Consider the following 17,416-nt stretch of genomic DNA (forward strand, 5'->3'; position numbering starts at 1 on the left):
CGACAGGTTCTTATTTACGGTCATGAAACCTCAGTATATACCTGTCATCTTTCAAGTTGCAGGTATCGGCATCACTGCCCGGCTAAGGCATGTTTTTTGGAATTCACTGTAAGCAACATTCAAATCTGTTCCAGGCGGATCAAATCACGTAGGCAAAAACACCAGGACTTATTCGATTGTGTTTTCCCGCATTTTTGATATCTAGGGGGATACTTATGTTTCTATAAAAATTTATTTATCAGATAGTTCTATCATGTTGTTACCACCCGTACCCCTTTAGTCTCATCCACTTCCCAGTTAGCGGCGACGGTGATCTTCTCTGACAGATGATTAATTTCACTGTTGCGGCGGCGAAAATCACTTGGGCTGACACCCACACGTTTACGGAAAACACGGGAGAAATAGAGCTGATCGTCATATCCCACTACCCGACCGATGTTGGCAATGGATTCCTGCGTCGTCTGCAACAGAAGCTTGGCACGGATGACGCGCTGATCTTCACGCCAACGCAATATATTGATTCCCACCTGTTCGCGGAACAAATGCGCCAACCGTGACGGCGACAGACAAACATGCCGGGCAACTTCATCAATTCTCAATTCATCCGACAGATTACTGGTAATAAACTGACAAGCTTCGATCACTCGAGGATCCATGATTCTTTGTGGACTGAGCGGGTCTTCCTCCATCGCACGTAACAATAACCGCTCTAGCAGATTCATCGCCAGTTCTTCCGAAAAACGCCGTCCAGACTGATGGGTTTGCTCGATACTGGCAAATAGCTGGTCAAACTCTTTTAACAGGTGAGCCGGCAGGCTCAATCGTCCAACATCGCAACTCTTGCTGTGCCATTCCAGCCAATCCGTCCAGTAAGCCCGGGGCCGAAAATAAACCCAACGATGATACCAGCAGTCATTATCAGGTGAACGTCCATAATAATGACGCGATTTGGGTGGGAACAAGAGCAGGTCGCCAGAATTGCAATAGAACGTATTATCGCCATCCAGCACTTTCCCCTGCCCTTTAATGGTCAGGTTAATGATGTATCCTTTCATGCCGTCTGGACGATCGATAAAAAAATCCAACGGCCCACCTGCCAATATCGGTGTTAACCCTGCCACCAGATACGCGTTAAACGAGTAGCCGGGTAGCAACGGATTGGACTGAGATTCATGCGCCAAGCGGTGATACATTAAGCCTCCCGATCATACCGGGTAAGAGTGTACTGACCACGCCGATAGCGCTCAAAGTGCTATCGGCGTCTATGTTGTTAGGCATCCTTCTGCCAATAACTATACTGTCTTCTTCGAGAGTTGTTTGTAACGGTCAAAGATCACCGCCGCCAACAGAATCAAACCACGTACCACATACTGAGAAAACGGCGAAATGTTCAGCAGGTTCATGGCATTTTCTACTGTTCCCAGAATCAGGACCCCGGCGACCACATAGGAAATCTTGCCAATCCCCCCTTTTAATGACACCCCACCCAATACACAAGCGGAAATAACAATCAGCTCATAACCAATAGAGGTCATTGGCTGACCACTGGTCATACGAGATGCCAGAATGATACCAGCCGCCGCAGAAACCAGCCCTGACAGACCAAAAATAATGATTTTGGTACGCACGACGGGGACACCGGCCAGACGTGACGCTTCTTCATTACCGCCAATGGCCAGTGTATTACGACCAAATGTGGTTTTATTAAGCAGCAATCCAAATATGATCATACAGCCGATAGTAATCCAAATAGGCGCTGGCAGCCCTAACCAGTTGGCATAGCCAAGCGCGAAGAAACGCTCGTCTTCAATCCCAACCGCTTTACCATCAGAAATAATGTAAGCAAGGCCACGCACGATCTGCATCGTCGCCAGTGTGGTGATCAGTGCATTAATTTTCAGTCGAGCGATAACAAAACCGTTCAGCAGACCAAATGCCACCCCCAGTAACAAACCCGCCGCAATACCCACCAATAAACTGCCGCTGAAGTTAATTACCACGGCAGTGGTTACCCCAGCGCAAGCAATTATCGATGCAACCGACAGGTCAAAATCACCGGAAGCCAGGCAAAACAACATACCGCACGCTACCATGCCGGACATGGAAACCGCCAGCCCCAGTCCTTTCATGTTAATAAACGATCCAAAATTGGGAACAAACACAACACATGCAATAAATAACACTGCAAAAACCACCAGCATGCCGTAATTATCCCAGATACGGGATATCCCGATGCCACTCTTGATCTTCTTCTCTGGTGTGGTAGACGTAACCGTTGACATTATTATGCTCCTTTGCGGTTAAGCAACCGCGGAATCAATAGCAGGGGTTTGTAACATCGCCAGACTCAATGCTTTCTGTTCGCTGGCCTCATCGTGCAGGAGTTCACCGGAAACGGCACCTTCACGCATCACAACAATGCGATCCGCTAATCCAAGCACTTCAGGTAAGTCACTGGAAGCAAACAGGACCGCGATCCCTTGCTTGGCCAGCGTATAAATGACGTGATAAATTTCATGCTTCGCTCCCACGTCGATACCGCGAGTGGGTTCATCAAGCATGATGACGCGCATCTCTTCCGACAGCCAGCGGCCCAAAATAGCCTTTTGCTGGTTACCGCCGGAAAGATTCATGATCAACTGTTCTGGTGAAGGTGTTTTAATATTCAGCGCTTTGATTTGCTGATCTGCATTTTCGGCTTCCCAGCGATTATTAATAAGAAAACCACTCTTCACGCTTTTACGGCGCGCACTGATATTGATGTTATCGCGCACCGAATGTACCGGAATGATACCGTCCGCCTTACGATCTTCCGGGCAAAGCATCAGCCCCTGGGTAATGGCATCAATCGGCGAGGTAATTCGGACCGGTTGCCCATCCAGCAACACTTCTCCCCCGGTAATCTTCGTGGCGCCAAACAGTCCTTTCATTAATTCACTGCGACCCGCACCAACCAGTCCGAACAACCCGACAATTTCGCCACTGCGTACACTGAACGATATGGGGGATTTCACTCCTTCGGCTTTTACCTCATGCAGGGTCAGACGTTCTTCACCATGTTCCCGAGGTTCATATCCATAGATATCACCAAGATTACGGCCCACCATGGCTTTGACCAGCGACTCATGATTGGCCTGCCGTGTATCTTCGAACGTTTTTACATAACGGCCATCCTTGAACACAGTAATGGCATCGCTGAGCGTAAAGATCTCTTCCATACGATGTGAAACATACAGGATGACCCGTCCCTCACTACGCAACTCACGGATCACCCGGAATAATTGTTCAATTTCGCGGGCAGATAACGAGCTGGTCGGTTCATCAAAGGCAATGATTTTGGCGTTTCTGGCCAACGCTTTGGCGATTTCCACCATCTGCCATTGGCCGATGGAGAGATATTTCAGCGGGGTATCAGGATCAATGTCCAACCCCAGATGTTGCAGTTGCAACCCGGCTTCATAACGCAACAGGGAGTAATTCACCATCCCGCCTTTATGAGGTAATTGCCCCAGATAAATATTTTCTGCGACTGTCATCTCCGGTATCAGATGCAATTCCTGATAAATAATCGCCACACCGGCGTTTAGCGCCTCCATGGTGTTATTAAAGTGGACAGGCTCGCCCTTAATATGAACTTCTCCCTGTGATGGGGTATAATTACCGCTCAGAATTTTCAACAGCGTTGACTTTCCGGCGCCGTTTTCACCCATCAACGCATGGATTTGTCCTGCATGGCAGGAAAAACTGATATCGTCCAGCGCCTTAACACCGGGAAAGTTTTTACTAATCCCGTGAAACGATAAATAGGGTGACTGTGCTGTCATTTCGGCTTCCTCATGGTTAACGCCTGTGATTACCCTTGTCGGGCAAACACGGCAGCCTTTCGGTTACGGATCGGGTTTTTTAGTATTGTTATAATCCGCTGATCAACGATCTTGACACCAACACTGGCGTTTGGCTTGCCAGCGTTGGCGTCATACCATCCTGTCTCTGATTACATCAGGCCTTTTTTCTTCAGCTCGACTTTAAAGTTGTCGCGAGTAATTAACACCACGTCCGTCACTTCGGTGAATTTCGGCGGCGCTATACCTTTAGTCACCCAGTTAAACAGCATCTGGATACTCTTGTAGCCGTGGATGTCCGGGCTCGGCAGCAGAGAACCATAGAAGCCGGTGGCTTTATCTTTGGAAAGTTCGCTGATCGCATCCACACCATTAATCCCGATACCAATGACATTCTCGGGCTTGAAGCCTTGTCCTTCTGTCGCGCGTACGCCACCCAGGACCGTATTGTCATTCATCCCGACTATCAGCCAGTTTTTCACTTCAGGATGCTGTACCAACATAGAGTTAGCGGCATCAAATGCCCCAGGGATATCGTTGGATTTAGTCGGAACCTGATAAATCTGTTTTGCCGGGAAACCGGCGGCTTTCAGTGCATCCATCGACCCGGTGGTACGGCGGCGGGCCGTATCAAGTTCATCGGCTGTGATGGCCATAACCGCCGTGTCTGCCACTTTCCAGCCACGTTTATTCATCTCTTTCCACAGTTCCTGGCCCTGGCGCTCACCAATTTTGGTAGCCGCCATCATGACCAGTGGAACATTGGTCATCGGTTTGCCGTTCGCACCAACAAACTGATCATCAACAGCAATCACTTTCAATCCATAGCTACGGGCTTTCGCCACAATTGCAGGCCCCAATTTCGGATCAGGAGTACAGATAACAAAACCTTTCGCTCCATTGGCTGCCAGGCTGTCAATAGCATTCAATGTTTTTTCACCATCCGGTACAGCAATCTTGATGACTTCAAAACCAAGATCTTTGCCAGCCTTATCAGCAAACTTCCATTCGGTCTGAAACCAGGGCTCTTCGGGCTGCTTGACCAGAAAACCCAATTTCAGAGTTTCCGCTATAGCTGATTGTGACATAATTGCTGTCAGTCCAATCACCGCTAGCGCTTTAGTGAATTTATGCATGGTCTTCTCCGCTGTTTTTTTCTCTATAACACTTCAATGATTTAAAGTGTGTAAGCGTTATTAGTAAGGTAACGTCGGTCTGAACAACGTAAAAATGCACTGATTTATTGAGGTTGAGATATTCAGCATCGCTCAGACGCTGTTTGTTTTAGCTGTTATCTTCACCAAGAATGGAGAGCGTTATCACAGAAGAGAACTACAGCTGGTTTATGCATACATTTAGCGAATTTAACCTAGCGTTAACTTTTGACAGACGTCACAAAATGATTAGTAGTGACAGAAAAATGCATACATCTAGCTAACGGCTCCTCACGTCATGCCGACGTCCTGTCTATCGTAACTAACAGTTAAAATAGAATTAACGGGAGCAGAAAGATGAGTGCGGGTGCGATTACCATTGGTCTCGACTTTGGCAGCGACTCAGTACGTGCCTTAGCCGTCGACTGTCAAAGCGGGCACGAGCTCGAAACAGAAGTTATCTATTATCCGCGCTGGCGCCTGGGACAGTATTGCCAGCCTGCCAACAACCAATTTCGCCATCATCCTTTGGATTACATAGAATCACTGGAACAGGCCATTCGTGTGGTGGTATCACGGCTTTCCGTGGTTCAGCGTCAGCAGATTGTAGGTATCGGTGTGGACTCGACCGGATCAACGCCTGCGCCGATCGATGAACAAGGCGAGATTCTGGCTCTGCATCCAGAGTTTGCCGAAAATCCCAATGCCATGTTTGTGTTGTGGAAAGATCACACAGCAATAGAAGAAGCGGAAGAAATCAACCGTTTGTGCCGTAGCGGACAGTTCCCGGACTATAGCCGTTACATCGGTGGTGTTTACTCATCGGAGTGGTTTTGGGCCAAGATTCTACATGTTTCTCGGCAAGACCCTAACGTACGGCAGGCTGCGGTTTCCTGGATTGAACTGTGCGATTGGGTACCCGCGTTACTGTCGGGAACCACAGCGCCACAACACATCCGCCGTGGACGTTGCAGTGCCGGACACAAGTCACTCTGGCATCCTGACTGGGGTGGCGTTCCGCCAAAAGCCTTTCTGGAAGCGTTGGATCCCTGCCTGACAGAACGACTGCAATACCCGCTGTTTACCGATACCTGGACTGCCGATCTCCCTGTGGGGAAAATCACGCCAGAATGGGCGCAACGCCTGGGTGTCCCGGAAACAGTGATGCTTTCCGGCGGGGCATTTGACTGCCATGTCGGCACGGTAGGTGCTGGCGCCCAACCTTACACACTGGTTAAAGTCATTGGCACGTCTACTTGCGATATTTTAATCGCGGATGAAGCTACCGTGGGTGAAAAGACCATCGCTGGCATCTGCGGCCAGGTCGATGGCAGCGTGGTGCCAGGTTACATCGGGCTGGAAGCCGGTCAATCCGCTTTCGGTGACATGTATGCCTGGTTTGGTCGATTACTGAGTTGGTCACTGCAACAGGCAGCTAAAGATCATCCTGAATTAACGGCCCAGATGGAAGCGACGCAATCCAAACTGCTGGAGCGCCTTACCCAAGACTGGGCAGCTAATCCGACACTGGATCACCTACCGATTGTGCTCGACTGGTTTAACGGTCGCCGCACCCCTTTTGCCAATCAGCGACTGAAAGGTGTTATTACCGATCTGAATCTGGGCACTGACGCCCCTACACTGTTTGGCGGTTTTATCGCCGCGACCGCCTTCGGTGCACGCGCCATTATGGAATGCTTTGAATCACAAGGCATCCCGGTAGAGAACATTCTGGCATTAGGCGGCATTGCCCGTAAATCACCCACCATCATGCAGGTCTGTACCGATGTTATGAACCGGCCATTGCAGATTGTCTCTTCCGATCAATGCTGTGCTCTGGGTGCCGCTATTTTTGCCGCCGTAGCCGCTGGCATTCATGCCGATATTCCAACGGCTCAACGTCATATGGCCAGCAGCATCGAGCGAACATTGACACCAGACAAACACCGTGTAGCCCGTTACCAGCAATTGTATGAACGTTATCAACAGTGGTGCCAAATGGCTGAACCCGCTTACCGCGCCACATCAAAACCCGGGGCCTAGTCAGCCAACAACCGTATATAGACGATTACATCTCCCTCTGGGATAAGAAACAGGAGTTATCATGGATCACTTTAAGCAGCTTGAGGTCTGGTTTGTTATTGGCAGCCAGCATCTTTATGGCCCGGAAACTTTACGTCAGGTAAAAGAAAACGCCGAAAAAGTGGTAAACGGCCTGAACAGGGACGCTGCACTACCGGTTAAACTGGTGCTCAAACCGCTAGTCAAAACCCCGGATGAAATCACTGCGTTATGCCGTGATGCCAATTATCAGGACAACTGTATCGGTTTGTTAACCTGGCTACACACCTTCTCTCCCGCCAAGATGTGGATTGGTGGTCTAAGTATTCTGAACAAACCCTTGTTGCAGTTCCATACCCAGTTCAACGCCGAAATTCCGTGGGATACCATGGATATGGACTTTATGAACCTGAACCAGACCGCGCACGGAGGTCGGGAATTTGGTTTCATTGGTGCCCGTATGCGCCAGGCGCATCAGGTAATCGTCGGTTACTGGAAAGATAAAGCCGCTCATGAACGTATTGCCCAATGGATGCGTGTTGCGTCCGCTATTCAGGAAAGCAAACAACTGAAACTGGCCCGTTTTGGCGACAACATGCGTGAAGTTGCGGTGACCGAAGGGGATAAAGTTGGTGCACAGATTCAGTTTGGTTACTCCGTCAGCGCCTGGGGACTGGGTGATCTGGTCGGAGTGATAGACGATGTCGGCCAAGGGGATATTGATGCCCTGATTGAAGAGTATGAAGCGACCTATACCCTGACGAACGCCGTGCAACTGCATGGTCCAAAACGCCAGAATCTGTTAAATGCCGCACGCATCGAACTGGGGATGAAACGTTTTCTGGATCAAGGCGGATTCAAAGCGTTTACCACTAACTTTGAAAACCTGCATGGTCTGAAGCAGTTACCCGGTCTGGCTGTCCAGCGCTTGATGCAGCAAGGTTACGGTTTCGGTGCCGAAGGTGACTGGAAAACAGCAGCACTGCTGCGCATCATGAAAGTGATGTCCCATGGTTTAAGCGGCGGCACCTCGTTCATGGAGGATTACACTTACAACTTCCAGCCAGGAAACAATCTGGTTGTCGGATCACACATGTTGGAAGTGTGCCCCAGCATAGCGAAAGAACCAAAACCCATTTTGGATGCCCAGCATCTGGGAATTGGTGGCAAGGAGGATCCCGCTCGCTTGATCTTCTCTGCTCCGGCAGGGGCGGCGCTGAATGCCAGTCTCATTGACCTGGGAGATCGCTTCCGCTTGCTGGTGAATGCCGTGGATGCGGTTGAACAGCCCCACCCACTGCCAAAACTACCTGTCGCCCGAGCTATCTGGCAGGCACAACCCTCACTGGAAGTGGCAGCCGAAGCTTGGATTATCGCCGGTGGTGCGCATCATACGGTGTTCACTCAGGCCTTGAGCCTTGATTACCTGCGGATGTACGCGGAAATCAATAACATTGAACTGGTAGTGATCGACAATCAAACCAGCCTGTCTGCGTTTAAAGATGCGCTACGCTGGAACGAAGTCTATTACAAACTGTGCAGCCGATAAGATAACCGGCCATTATCAGTCAATAAGCTCGCGGTATATTCAGGGGTTTTCATCATGAGGCATCGGTTATCGGTGCCTCACATTGCTGATTCATGTCGTCCACATACCAAAATCAATCTGCTGTTTTGCGGCTTAACCGTGTCTTACTACCTACTGCTATTCCACTATTTTTCATTACTTCCGACAATCTCTAGGTCTGGCAGTTTTCTTTTTAGCTGTCACTGACGGCAGTCGTAATGCTTTTTCACCTTTATTTCAACAACAAACGATGTATTCTCTCCCTCAAAAGAATCTCTCAGCCGAATATCCCTACATTGGGTAATGTTGTCGAATGGCGGACAATGCCTGATAATATGCCGGTTTTGTTTCTTAGGCACTACAATGACCGATTACGCACTTTTATTTGTTGGCACCATCCTGGTCAATAACTTCGTTCTGGTGAAGTTTCTGGGACTCTGTCCGTTCATGGGGGTTTCCAAAAAGCTGGAAACCGCTATCGGGATGGGGCTGGCTACCACCTTTGTCATGACGCTGGCGTCCATTTTTTCCTGGCTGGTAAATGCCTTTATCCTGCTGCCACTGGATTTGGTCTATTTGCGGACACTGGCGTTCATTCTGGTATTCGCCGTCGTCGTTCAGTTCACCGAGATGGCCGTGCGTAAAACCAGTCCGGCGCTTTATCGCCTACTCGGTATTTTCTTGCCGTTGATTACCACCAACTGCGCTATCCTCGGCGTCGCTCTGCTCAACGTAAACCAGTCACACAACTTCTTTCAGTCCGCCGTGTATGGTTTCGGTGGTGCAGTCGGCTTCTCCCTGGTGCTGGTATTGTTTGCTGCTATTCGTGAACGTATTGCCGTTGCTGATGTGCCAGCGCCGTTCCGCGGCGCTTCCATTGCCTTGGTTACCGCCGGGTTGATGTCTCTGGCCTTTATGGGCTTTACTGGCCTGGTGAAATTCTGATGAGCACGATCTTCATAGCCATGATGGCATTAAGTGCTCTGGCGTTAGTGTCCGGGTTAATTCTGGGCTTTGCTTCCCGCCATTTTAAGGTAGAAGAAGATCCGATTGTCGAACAGGTGGAAAACATGTTGCCGCAAAGTCAGTGTGGTCAATGTGGCTATCCTGGCTGTCGCCCTTATGCACAAGCCATCGCCCTGAATGGTGAGCAAATCAATAAATGCGTACCTGGCGGCGAACCGCTGATGTTGAAACTGGCAGAGCGGCTGAATGTTAAACCACTGCCGTTAACCGATGCGGTGTCCTCACAGAAACCCGAACGTAAAATTGCCTGGATCGACGAAAGCAATTGTATTGGCTGTACCAAGTGCATTCAGGCTTGCCCGGTCGATGCCATTGTCGGCAGTACCCGCGCCATGCATACGGTAGTCAGTGATCTGTGCACGGGGTGCGATCTTTGTGTCGCTCCCTGCCCGACCAATTGTATTGAATTACGACCTGTCGCCCCGACGCCAACAAGCTGGAAATGGGATCTCGATACTATTCCGGTGCGCCTTATCCAAGTAGAAAACCATGTTTAAGCTGTTCTCAGCCTTCAGAAAAGACAGAATTTGGGACTTCGAAGGGGGAATACATCCTCCGGAAATGAAAACGCAGTCCAGCCGAATTCCTTTACGCCAGGTTCCGTTACCGGCATATTTCATCATTCCGCTCAAACAGCATCTCGGACCGGAAGGTGAACTGTGCGTTAGCGTCGGCGATAGCGTACTGCGTGGTCAGCCGCTGACTCGTGGCGTGGGAAGAACGCTGCCTGTTCATGCACCAACGTCAGGCACAGTTAATGCCATCCGCCACCATATGACGGCACATCCGTCAGGGCTGTCGGAACTCAGTATTATTATTATCCCGGATGGAGAAGACCGCTGGGGAGAGCGTCAGACTATGACAGATTATCGTCGCGCCTCCGCGGACACCCTGTTGGCACATTTGCATCAGGCCGGTATCGCCGGGCTGGGTGGTGCCGGTTTTCCTACTGCCGCCAAATTACAAGGTGGGTTGCCTGGTATTGAAACCCTGATTATCAACGCCGCCGAGTGTGAACCCTACATCACCGCGGATGACCGTCTGATGCAGGAGTGTGCGGATGACATTGCGCTGGGTGTGGATATCCTCGATCATTTACTACAGCCGCAACGCATTCTGCTGGGCATTGAGGACAACAAACCGGAAGCGATCACGGCACTAAAACAGGCATTGCAAAACTATCCCAACATTCAGATACGGGTTATTCCCACTAAGTATCCTTCCGGCGGTGCCAAGCAACTAACAAAAATTCTGACCGGGAAAGAGGTGCCTTTCGGCAAACACTCCTCCTCTATCGGTGTACTGATGCAAAATATTGGAACGGTATATGCGATTAAACGCGCCGTAATAGAGGGAGAACCGTTAACTGAACGGGTCGTCACGCTGACAGGGGAAGCCCTGCGCCAACCCGGCAATGTCTGGGCGCGTCTGGGGACACCGGTAAGACATTTGCTGCGCCACGCCGGATACCATGTTAATAACGCACGCCCGATGGTAATCATGGGAGGTCCGTTGATGGGCTTTACCCTGCCTGCATTGGATGTTCCCGTTGTAAAGATCAGCAACTGCATTCTCGCCCCCTCCAGTGATGAGTTTCAGCCGCCGGAAGATGAACTCGCCTGCATTCGTTGCAGCAAATGCGCAGATGTCTGTCCGGCGGGGTTATTGCCACAACAGCTCTTCTGGTTCAGCCAAGGTCAGGAGCACGAAAAAGCCCGTAACCATCATCTATTCGATTGTATTGAATGTGGTGCCTGTGCTTATGTCTGCCCCAGCAATATTCCACTGGTACAGTATTATCGTCAGGAAAAAGCGGAAATCAGAGCGCAGGATCAGGACGCCCAGCGTGCGGCACAAGCCAAAGCCCGTTATGAAGCCCGCCAGAGCCGCCTGGCACGGGAGAAACTAGCGCGTGAACAGCGTCATAAACAGGCTGCATCCACCACGCCAACGACAGATAAACAGGCAGTGATAGCCGCGCTGGAAAGAGTTCGTAACAAACAGACTGCACCAACACTGCAAGTGGCTATCCCCATTCAGCCAGGCCAAACACCGGATAACCGTGCCATTATCGCAGCCCGGGAAGCACGTAAAGCACTTGCACGGGAAAAGCAGGCAGAAAAATCACCCGATACGATAGCCGACACCGTAACTACGCCGCCTAAAGCTGCTGTGGCTACGGCGATTGCGCGTGCCAAAGCGCGCCAGGCTGAACAGCACATTCAGCCATCGGCCACAACGGCCGCCGTGTCACACGAATATCCCTCATCGACTACCGATCCTCGTAAAATAGCGGTTGCCGCCGCAATCGCCCGGGTGAAAGCCCGTAAAGCCGCACAGGCTCAGAACGGCGTTGATGAACCGAAGAACACCGCAGAAGACGCCCTATCACGGGTAAATCAGGCGGAGAACAGTTGTTCGTCGTCAACGGAAAACATACGCGATAAAGCACGAACAGTTGCTCAACAGCGCGAGGTCATTACCCGTAAAGAAGCGGAACCCGTCACGATCCCCCATGATGACGGTATTCTTGCTGATCCGCGTAAAGCGGCGGTTGCCGCCGCGATCGCACGGGTAAAAGCCCGAAAAGCCATACAGGCATCGCAAAAGTCTCAAGAGGAATAAATGGCTTTTAAAATAGCGAGTTCCCCGTTTACCCACAATCAGCAGACAACCCGTAATATCATGCTGTGGGTCATCATGGCCAGTATTCCCGGTATAGCGACCCAGGTTCATTTTTTCGGCTACGGAAACCTGATTCAAATCGGGATTGCCATCGTCACGGCATTGATGGCAGAAAGCCTGGTGTTGTCGCTCAGAAAATATCCAGTCATCGGCACGCTCACAGATAATTCCGCATTATTGACAGCCATATTGCTCGGTATCAGTTTGCCACCATTGGCACCTTGGTGGATGATCGTGCTGGGTAGCGCATTTGCCATTATCATCGCAAAGCAACTTTATGGTGGTCTGGGCCAAAACCCATTCAATCCAGCGATGATTGGCTATGTGGTATTGCTGATTTCTTTTCCAGTACAAATGACCAGTTGGCTTCCTCCGGCAGGATTCCAATCCGTGCCCATCGGTTTTCACTATACCTTGCTGGCCATTTTTACCGGCCACGATGCGTCAGGCATGGCGGTTCAACAGCTTATTCAGGGTGTTGATGGGATCACCCAGGCAACACCGCTGGACGCGATTAAAACCGGGTTACGTTCTGGCCATTCCGCTTCAGTTATCCTGCAACAACCGTTACTCAGCGGCATAATTGCTGGGCTGGGCTGGCAGTGGATTAACCTGGCGTTCCTGCTGGGCGGCCTGTTCCTGCTGCTGAGCAGAATCATCCATTGGCACATTCCATTCAGTATGTTACTGGCACTTTCCCTTTGTGCGCTGATCGGTTGGTTAATCAAGCCGGAAACCTGTGCGCCACCCATGATGCACCTGTTCTCCGGTGCCACCATGTTAGGGGCATTTTTTATCGCTACCGATCCGGTTACTGCCTCCACCACCAATCGAGGCCGCCTTATTTTCGGTGCATTGATAGGCGTGCTGGTATGGGTCATCCGCACTTACGGCGGATATCCAGACGGTGTGGCTTTTGCCGTTTTGCTGGCCAACATCACGGTGCCATTGATTGATTACTTCACCAAACCGCGGGCATATGGCCATCTTCGCTAAGGAATCATTATGTTGACAACCATGCGTCGCCATGCCGTGACGCTGGCGATATTTGCCGCGCTGACCACGGGTCTAACAGCTGTGGTTTACCACCTGACCCAAAACGCCATTTCCCGGCAAGTGCAGGAACAGCAAAAAATGCTGCTGGACCAGGTGATTCCTGCGACGCTTTATGACAACGATCCTCTGCATGAGTGTTACGTTGTCACTAATGATGCTCTGGGCAACATCGCCCCCCATCGAGTATTCATCGCCCGTAAGGGTGGCCAACTTATTGCTGCCGCACTGGAGAGCACCGCCCCTGATGGCTACTCTGGTTCCATTCAATTACTTATTGGCGCTGATTTTCATGGTACGGTATTAGGCACCCGGGTGATTGAGCAGCATGAAACGCCTGGATTAGGCGATAAAATTGATATTCACGTCTCGAACTGGATCCTGAGTTTTACTGGCAAAACAGTACAAGGACAAAATGACCCTCGCTGGGCAGTGAAAAAGGATGGCGGGGAGTTTGATCAATTTACCGGAGCGACCATCACGCCTCGCGCCGTGGTCAACGCGGTTAAACGCAGCACGTTATTCTTGAAAACATTGCCGCCACGTCTTGCCACCCTTACCCGCTGTGGAGAAATCCAATGAGTGATCCCAGAGAACTTTTTATACAAGGATTATGGAAAAACAACTCTGCATTGGTGCAATTGCTGGGGTTATGTCCGCTGTTAGCCGTTTCCTCCACCGTCACCAATGCACTGGGGTTGGGGTTAGCGACAACACTGGTTCTGCTGTGTACCAACGTTGCGGTATCGGCACTGCGCCGCTGGGTTCCGGCAGAAGTCAGGATCCCTATTTATGTGATGATTATTGCTTCGGTAGTCAGTGTGGTACAGATGCTGATCAACGCCTATGCGTATGGCCTGTATCAATCACTGGGGATTTTTATTCCCTTGATCGTCACCAACTGTATCGTCATTGGTCGTGCTGAAACATTTGCTTCTCGGAATCCCATAATACCTTCGGCGCTGGATGGATTAGCGATGGGACTAGGCGCCACCGGAGCCCTCCTCGTGCTGGGCGCCATGCGTGAGATTTTAGGCAATGGTACGGTGTTTGATGGGGCCGATCGCCTGTTAGGGAGCTGGGCCAGCGTATTGCGTGTCGAGGTGATCCACCTTGACTCTCCATTCCTGCTGATGATCCTTCCACCCGGTGCGTTTATTGGTCTGGGGCTGATGCTGGCGGGTAAATACGTAATTGACGAGAAACTCAAACAGCGCCATCAGGCGGTACAACACTCTGCGACATCTTCAAAGGCTGAGGCAAAATTATCATGAACAAGGAAAAGCGGATTACCATTTTAGCGCGACTGCGAGAAAACGATCCTCATCCCACAACAGAGCTTCATTACGCCTCTCCGTTTGAATTGCTGATCTCTGTATTACTCTCCGCACAGGCTACCGATGTCAGTGTGAACAAAGCCACGGAAAAACTTTATAAAATTGCCAATACACCACAAGCAATGCTGGATTTAGGCGTGGATGGAGTCAAAACCTACATCAAAACTATCGGGTTATTTAACAGCAAGGCGGAAAATGTGATAAAAACCTGCCGTATGCTGATAGAGCATCATCAGGGGCAGGTTCCGGAAGACCGCGCCGCACTTGAAGCTCTGCCCGGCGTAGGTAGAAAGACAGCCAATGTTGTACTGAATACCGCTTTCGGTTGGCCAACCATTGCCGTCGATACGCACATTTTTCGTGTATGCAACCGAACAGGGTTTGCACCGGGCAAAAATGTCGAACAGGTAGAAGAAAAATTGTTAAAAGTGGTACCCGCCGAGTTCAGAGTCGACTGCCACCACTGGCTGATTCTGCATGGTCGCTATACCTGTATTGCCCGCAAACCACGCTGTGGTTCTTGTCTGATTGAAGATCTGTGCGAGTTTAAAGAGAAAACATACGCGTAACATCGGTTACGCTCCTTTCCTCAACGCATGGCGCATCAAAGCATCGCGTTTTATGACCGTCACATCGTTTTATTTCCTTTTTGTAACTATTACCTAATCAACCAATAATTCTGGTCGATTTATTTTTTTCTATCGTAAATTTAGTCATGAAGTATTGATCTAAAACTCCGTTCATTTTTATCCAAAACCGATCACTTTCATTTTTTAGTTAATTCCGTATGAAATAAGTAAAACAACATATATATCTTGATAAATACACATAACTGCCAAATAAATTCCAACATATAGCTAATAGTCAAGATTATTATTCTTAATTAAATTTTACACTGATTGTTTCAATATAAAGATTCAAGTTAAAACGAAGATACAAAATTAAAATCTACATAACAATTCATTTTTAGTCTTATTACACTGTAAAAACCATATGTAACCAAACATGTCAAATGACTTGTCTGTGTCGAGAATAGAGTCAATATAAGCGCCCTTTGTCCTTCTCATAACAACAAAATCAGATACAGAACAGCTGTATCACGCTTGTTATTTTCTCGCTTAAAAAAACGAGATACCAACAATCAGAGGTTTTTTTAGTGTCTTCAGCAAACAAAAACAACACGCCTTCTGAAAGCGTCAGTATGAATGCGTTCAAACAACCAAAGGCGTTCTATCTCATTTTCTCTATCGAACTGTGGGAGCGTTTTGGTTACTACGGTTTACAAGGCATTATGGCCGTCTATCTGGTCAAAATGTTGGGAATGTCGGAAACAGATTCCATTACACTGTTTTCTTCGTTCAGCGCCCTGGTTTATGGCTTTATTGCCATTGGTGGCTGGCTGGGAGACAAAGTATTAGGAACCAAACGCGTCATTGTACTTGGCACAATGACGCTGGCGATAGGTTATGCCATGATCGCCTACTCCGGCCATGATCTATTTTGGGTTTATGCTGGTATGGCAACCATTGCGGTGGGTAACGGGCTGTTCAAAGCCAATCCCGCCGCCTTGCTCTCTACCTGTTATGCCAAGGATGATCCACGCCTTGATGGCGCGTTCACCATGTATTACATGTCGGTGAACATCGGCTCATTCTTTTCCATGCTGGCGACACCTTGGCTGGCGGTACATTATGGCTGGAATGTGGCATTTTCCCTCAGCGTCATAGGCATGGTATTAACCCTGGTCAACTTCATGTTCTGCCGTAAGTGGGTGAAAAAATATGGTTCACAGCCCGATTTTGTACCGATCAACATTCGAAAACTGCTGATGACGCTGGTCGGGATTGTTGCCCTGATCTGTATTTCAGTCTGGCTACTGCATAACCAACTCGTTGCCCGTTGGATGCTGGCTATTATCTCTCTGGGCATTATCCTGATTTTCGCTAGAGAAACATTCCGCTTGCACGGTACGGCACGTCGCAAAATGATCGTCGCCTTTATATTAATGATTGAAGCCGTCGTATTCTTTGTGCTTTATAGCCAGATGCCGACCTCACTTAACTTCTTTGCCATCCGCAATGTTGGGCACTCCATTTTTGGTATTGCCTTTGAACCGGAACAGTATCAAGCACTAAATCCGTTCTGGATCATGGTTGCCAGCCCGTTCCTGGCGGCAATATACAATAAAATGGGCGATCATCTGCCTATGCCACACAAGTTCGCTATTGGTATGGTGCTCTGTTCCGGCGCATTCCTGGTACTCCCCTGGGGAGCCAGCATGGCCAATGAACAAGGTATTGTTTCGGTTAACTGGCTGATAGCAAGTTATGCGCTACAAAGTGTGGGTGAGCTGATGATTTCCGGTCTGGGTCTGGCTATGGTGGCACAGTTGGTGCCGCAACGCCTGATGGGGTTCATTATGGGAGCCTGGTTTCTGACTACGGCGGCGGCGGCGCTGATCGCCGGTAATGTTGCCAGCCTGATGGCTGTACCGAAAAATGTGGTGGATGCTCATGAGTCACTGGCTATCTACAGCCATGTCTTTCTACAGATTGGTATCGTAACCGGCATTATCGCCATACTCATGCTATTGACCGCGCCGAAGCTGACGCGTATGACGCAAGAAGAACACACCACAGAAATAGCGACTGGTATTATCAACATCACCCAGTAAAACCTTCTCATATAAAA

The 17,416-nt window shown here is 49.6% G+C and carries 14 protein-coding genes; 10 read left to right on the top strand and 4 right to left on the bottom strand.

Annotated elements, in window-relative coordinates; genetic code table 11:
* Nucleotides 1–251: 251 nt before the first annotated feature.
* The 4 genes from araC to RS889_RS11325 form a co-directional block, all read right to left on the bottom strand.
* Entirely contained in the window at nt 252–1,193 is a 942-nt protein-coding gene (gene araC, locus RS889_RS11310; protein WP_315710799.1) for an arabinose operon transcriptional regulator AraC, read from the bottom strand.
* A gap of 99 nt (nt 1,194–1,292) precedes the next feature.
* On the bottom strand, nt 1,293–2,282 hold the full coding sequence (gene araH / locus RS889_RS11315) for an L-arabinose ABC transporter permease AraH (protein ID WP_315710800.1): 990 nt from the start codon (nt 2,280–2,282) through the stop codon (nt 1,293–1,295).
* An 18-nt stretch (nt 2,283–2,300) separates the two neighbouring features.
* The gene (araG, locus tag RS889_RS11320; protein ID WP_315710802.1) at nt 2,301–3,824 is read right to left on the bottom strand and encodes an L-arabinose ABC transporter ATP-binding protein AraG; all 1,524 of its coding nucleotides are present in this window, start codon (nt 3,822–3,824) and stop codon (nt 2,301–2,303) included.
* Nucleotides 3,825–3,994: 170 nt separating this feature from the next.
* Entirely contained in the window at nt 3,995–4,978 is a 984-nt protein-coding gene (locus tag RS889_RS11325) for an arabinose ABC transporter substrate-binding protein (RefSeq protein ID WP_290182895.1), read from the bottom strand.
* 375 nt (nt 4,979–5,353) lie between these two features.
* Here RS889_RS11325 and RS889_RS11330 point away from each other — a divergent pair, with 375 nt between their 5' ends.
* The 10 genes from RS889_RS11330 (at nt 5,354) to dtpA (ending at nt 17,399) form a co-directional block, all read left to right on the top strand.
* Nucleotides 5,354–7,039, top strand: coding sequence for a ribulokinase (locus tag RS889_RS11330; RefSeq protein ID WP_315710804.1), 1,686 nt, complete (start codon nt 5,354–5,356; stop codon nt 7,037–7,039).
* 61 nt (nt 7,040–7,100) lie between these two features.
* On the top strand, nt 7,101–8,606 hold the full coding sequence (gene araA / locus RS889_RS11335) for an L-arabinose isomerase (RefSeq protein ID WP_315710805.1): 1,506 nt from the start codon (nt 7,101–7,103) through the stop codon (nt 8,604–8,606).
* A gap of 381 nt (nt 8,607–8,987) precedes the next feature.
* Complete coding sequence (gene rsxA, locus RS889_RS11340) at nt 8,988–9,569, top strand: electron transport complex subunit RsxA (RefSeq protein WP_021015989.1); 582 nt, start codon at nt 8,988–8,990, stop codon at nt 9,567–9,569.
* The gene (rsxB, locus tag RS889_RS11345; RefSeq protein ID WP_315710808.1) at nt 9,569–10,147 is read left to right on the top strand and encodes an electron transport complex subunit RsxB; all 579 of its coding nucleotides are present in this window, start codon (nt 9,569–9,571) and stop codon (nt 10,145–10,147) included. The genes rsxA and rsxB overlap by 1 nt, the downstream gene beginning before the upstream one ends.
* Complete coding sequence (gene rsxC / locus RS889_RS11350; protein WP_315710810.1) at nt 10,140–12,275, top strand: electron transport complex subunit RsxC; 2,136 nt, start codon at nt 10,140–10,142, stop codon at nt 12,273–12,275. Before rsxB ends, rsxC begins: the two co-directional genes overlap by 8 nt.
* Nucleotides 12,276–13,331: an electron transport complex subunit RsxD gene (gene rsxD / locus RS889_RS11355; protein ID WP_315710812.1), complete on the top strand. Its 1,056-nt coding sequence runs from the start codon at nt 12,276–12,278 to the stop codon at nt 13,329–13,331.
* 9 nt (nt 13,332–13,340) lie between these two features.
* Nucleotides 13,341–13,970, top strand: a complete 630-nt coding sequence (gene rsxG / locus RS889_RS11360) for an electron transport complex subunit RsxG (protein WP_315710813.1) — start codon at nt 13,341–13,343, stop codon at nt 13,968–13,970.
* Nucleotides 13,967–14,662, top strand: coding sequence for an electron transport complex subunit E (locus tag RS889_RS11365; protein WP_021015984.1), 696 nt, complete (start codon nt 13,967–13,969; stop codon nt 14,660–14,662). The genes rsxG and RS889_RS11365 overlap by 4 nt, the downstream gene beginning before the upstream one ends.
* Nucleotides 14,659–15,294 carry an endonuclease III gene (gene nth / locus RS889_RS11370; protein ID WP_021015983.1) on the top strand — a complete coding sequence of 212 codons (636 nt, stop codon included), beginning with the start codon at nt 14,659–14,661 and terminating at the stop codon, nt 15,292–15,294. Before RS889_RS11365 ends, nth begins: the two co-directional genes overlap by 4 nt.
* A gap of 587 nt (nt 15,295–15,881) precedes the next feature.
* Nucleotides 15,882–17,399, top strand: a complete 1,518-nt coding sequence (dtpA, locus tag RS889_RS11375) for a dipeptide/tripeptide permease DtpA (protein ID WP_425475126.1) — start codon at nt 15,882–15,884, stop codon at nt 17,397–17,399.
* The last annotated feature ends 17 nt before the right edge of the window (nt 17,400–17,416 follow it).

It is taken from the genome of Brenneria uluponensis (assembly GCF_032395385.1).
Lineage (GTDB): Bacteria > Pseudomonadota > Gammaproteobacteria > Enterobacterales > Enterobacteriaceae > Prodigiosinella > Prodigiosinella aquatilis.

Bases quoted from the DNA above. Each gene is read 5' to 3' on its own strand.
- araC (WP_315710799.1), bottom strand. From the start codon at position 1,193: ATGTATCACCGCTTGGCGCATGAATCTCAGTCCAATCCGTTGCTACCC.
- araH (WP_315710800.1), bottom strand. From the start codon at position 2,282: ATGTCAACGGTTACGTCTACCACACCAGAGAAGAAGATCAAGAGTGGC.
- araG (WP_315710802.1), bottom strand. From the start codon at position 3,824: ATGACAGCACAGTCACCCTATTTATCGTTTCACGGGATTAGTAAAAAC.
- RS889_RS11325 (WP_290182895.1), bottom strand. From the start codon at position 4,978: ATGCATAAATTCACTAAAGCGCTAGCGGTGATTGGACTGACAGCAATT.
- RS889_RS11330 (WP_315710804.1), top strand. From the start codon at position 5,354: ATGAGTGCGGGTGCGATTACCATTGGTCTCGACTTTGGCAGCGACTCA.
- araA (WP_315710805.1), top strand. From the start codon at position 7,101: ATGGATCACTTTAAGCAGCTTGAGGTCTGGTTTGTTATTGGCAGCCAG.
- rsxA (WP_021015989.1), top strand. From the start codon at position 8,988: ATGACCGATTACGCACTTTTATTTGTTGGCACCATCCTGGTCAATAAC.
- rsxB (WP_315710808.1), top strand. From the start codon at position 9,569: ATGAGCACGATCTTCATAGCCATGATGGCATTAAGTGCTCTGGCGTTA.
- rsxC (WP_315710810.1), top strand. From the start codon at position 10,140: ATGTTTAAGCTGTTCTCAGCCTTCAGAAAAGACAGAATTTGGGACTTC.
- rsxD (WP_315710812.1), top strand. From the start codon at position 12,276: ATGGCTTTTAAAATAGCGAGTTCCCCGTTTACCCACAATCAGCAGACA.
- rsxG (WP_315710813.1), top strand. From the start codon at position 13,341: ATGTTGACAACCATGCGTCGCCATGCCGTGACGCTGGCGATATTTGCC.
- RS889_RS11365 (WP_021015984.1), top strand. From the start codon at position 13,967: ATGAGTGATCCCAGAGAACTTTTTATACAAGGATTATGGAAAAACAAC.
- nth (WP_021015983.1), top strand. From the start codon at position 14,659: ATGAACAAGGAAAAGCGGATTACCATTTTAGCGCGACTGCGAGAAAAC.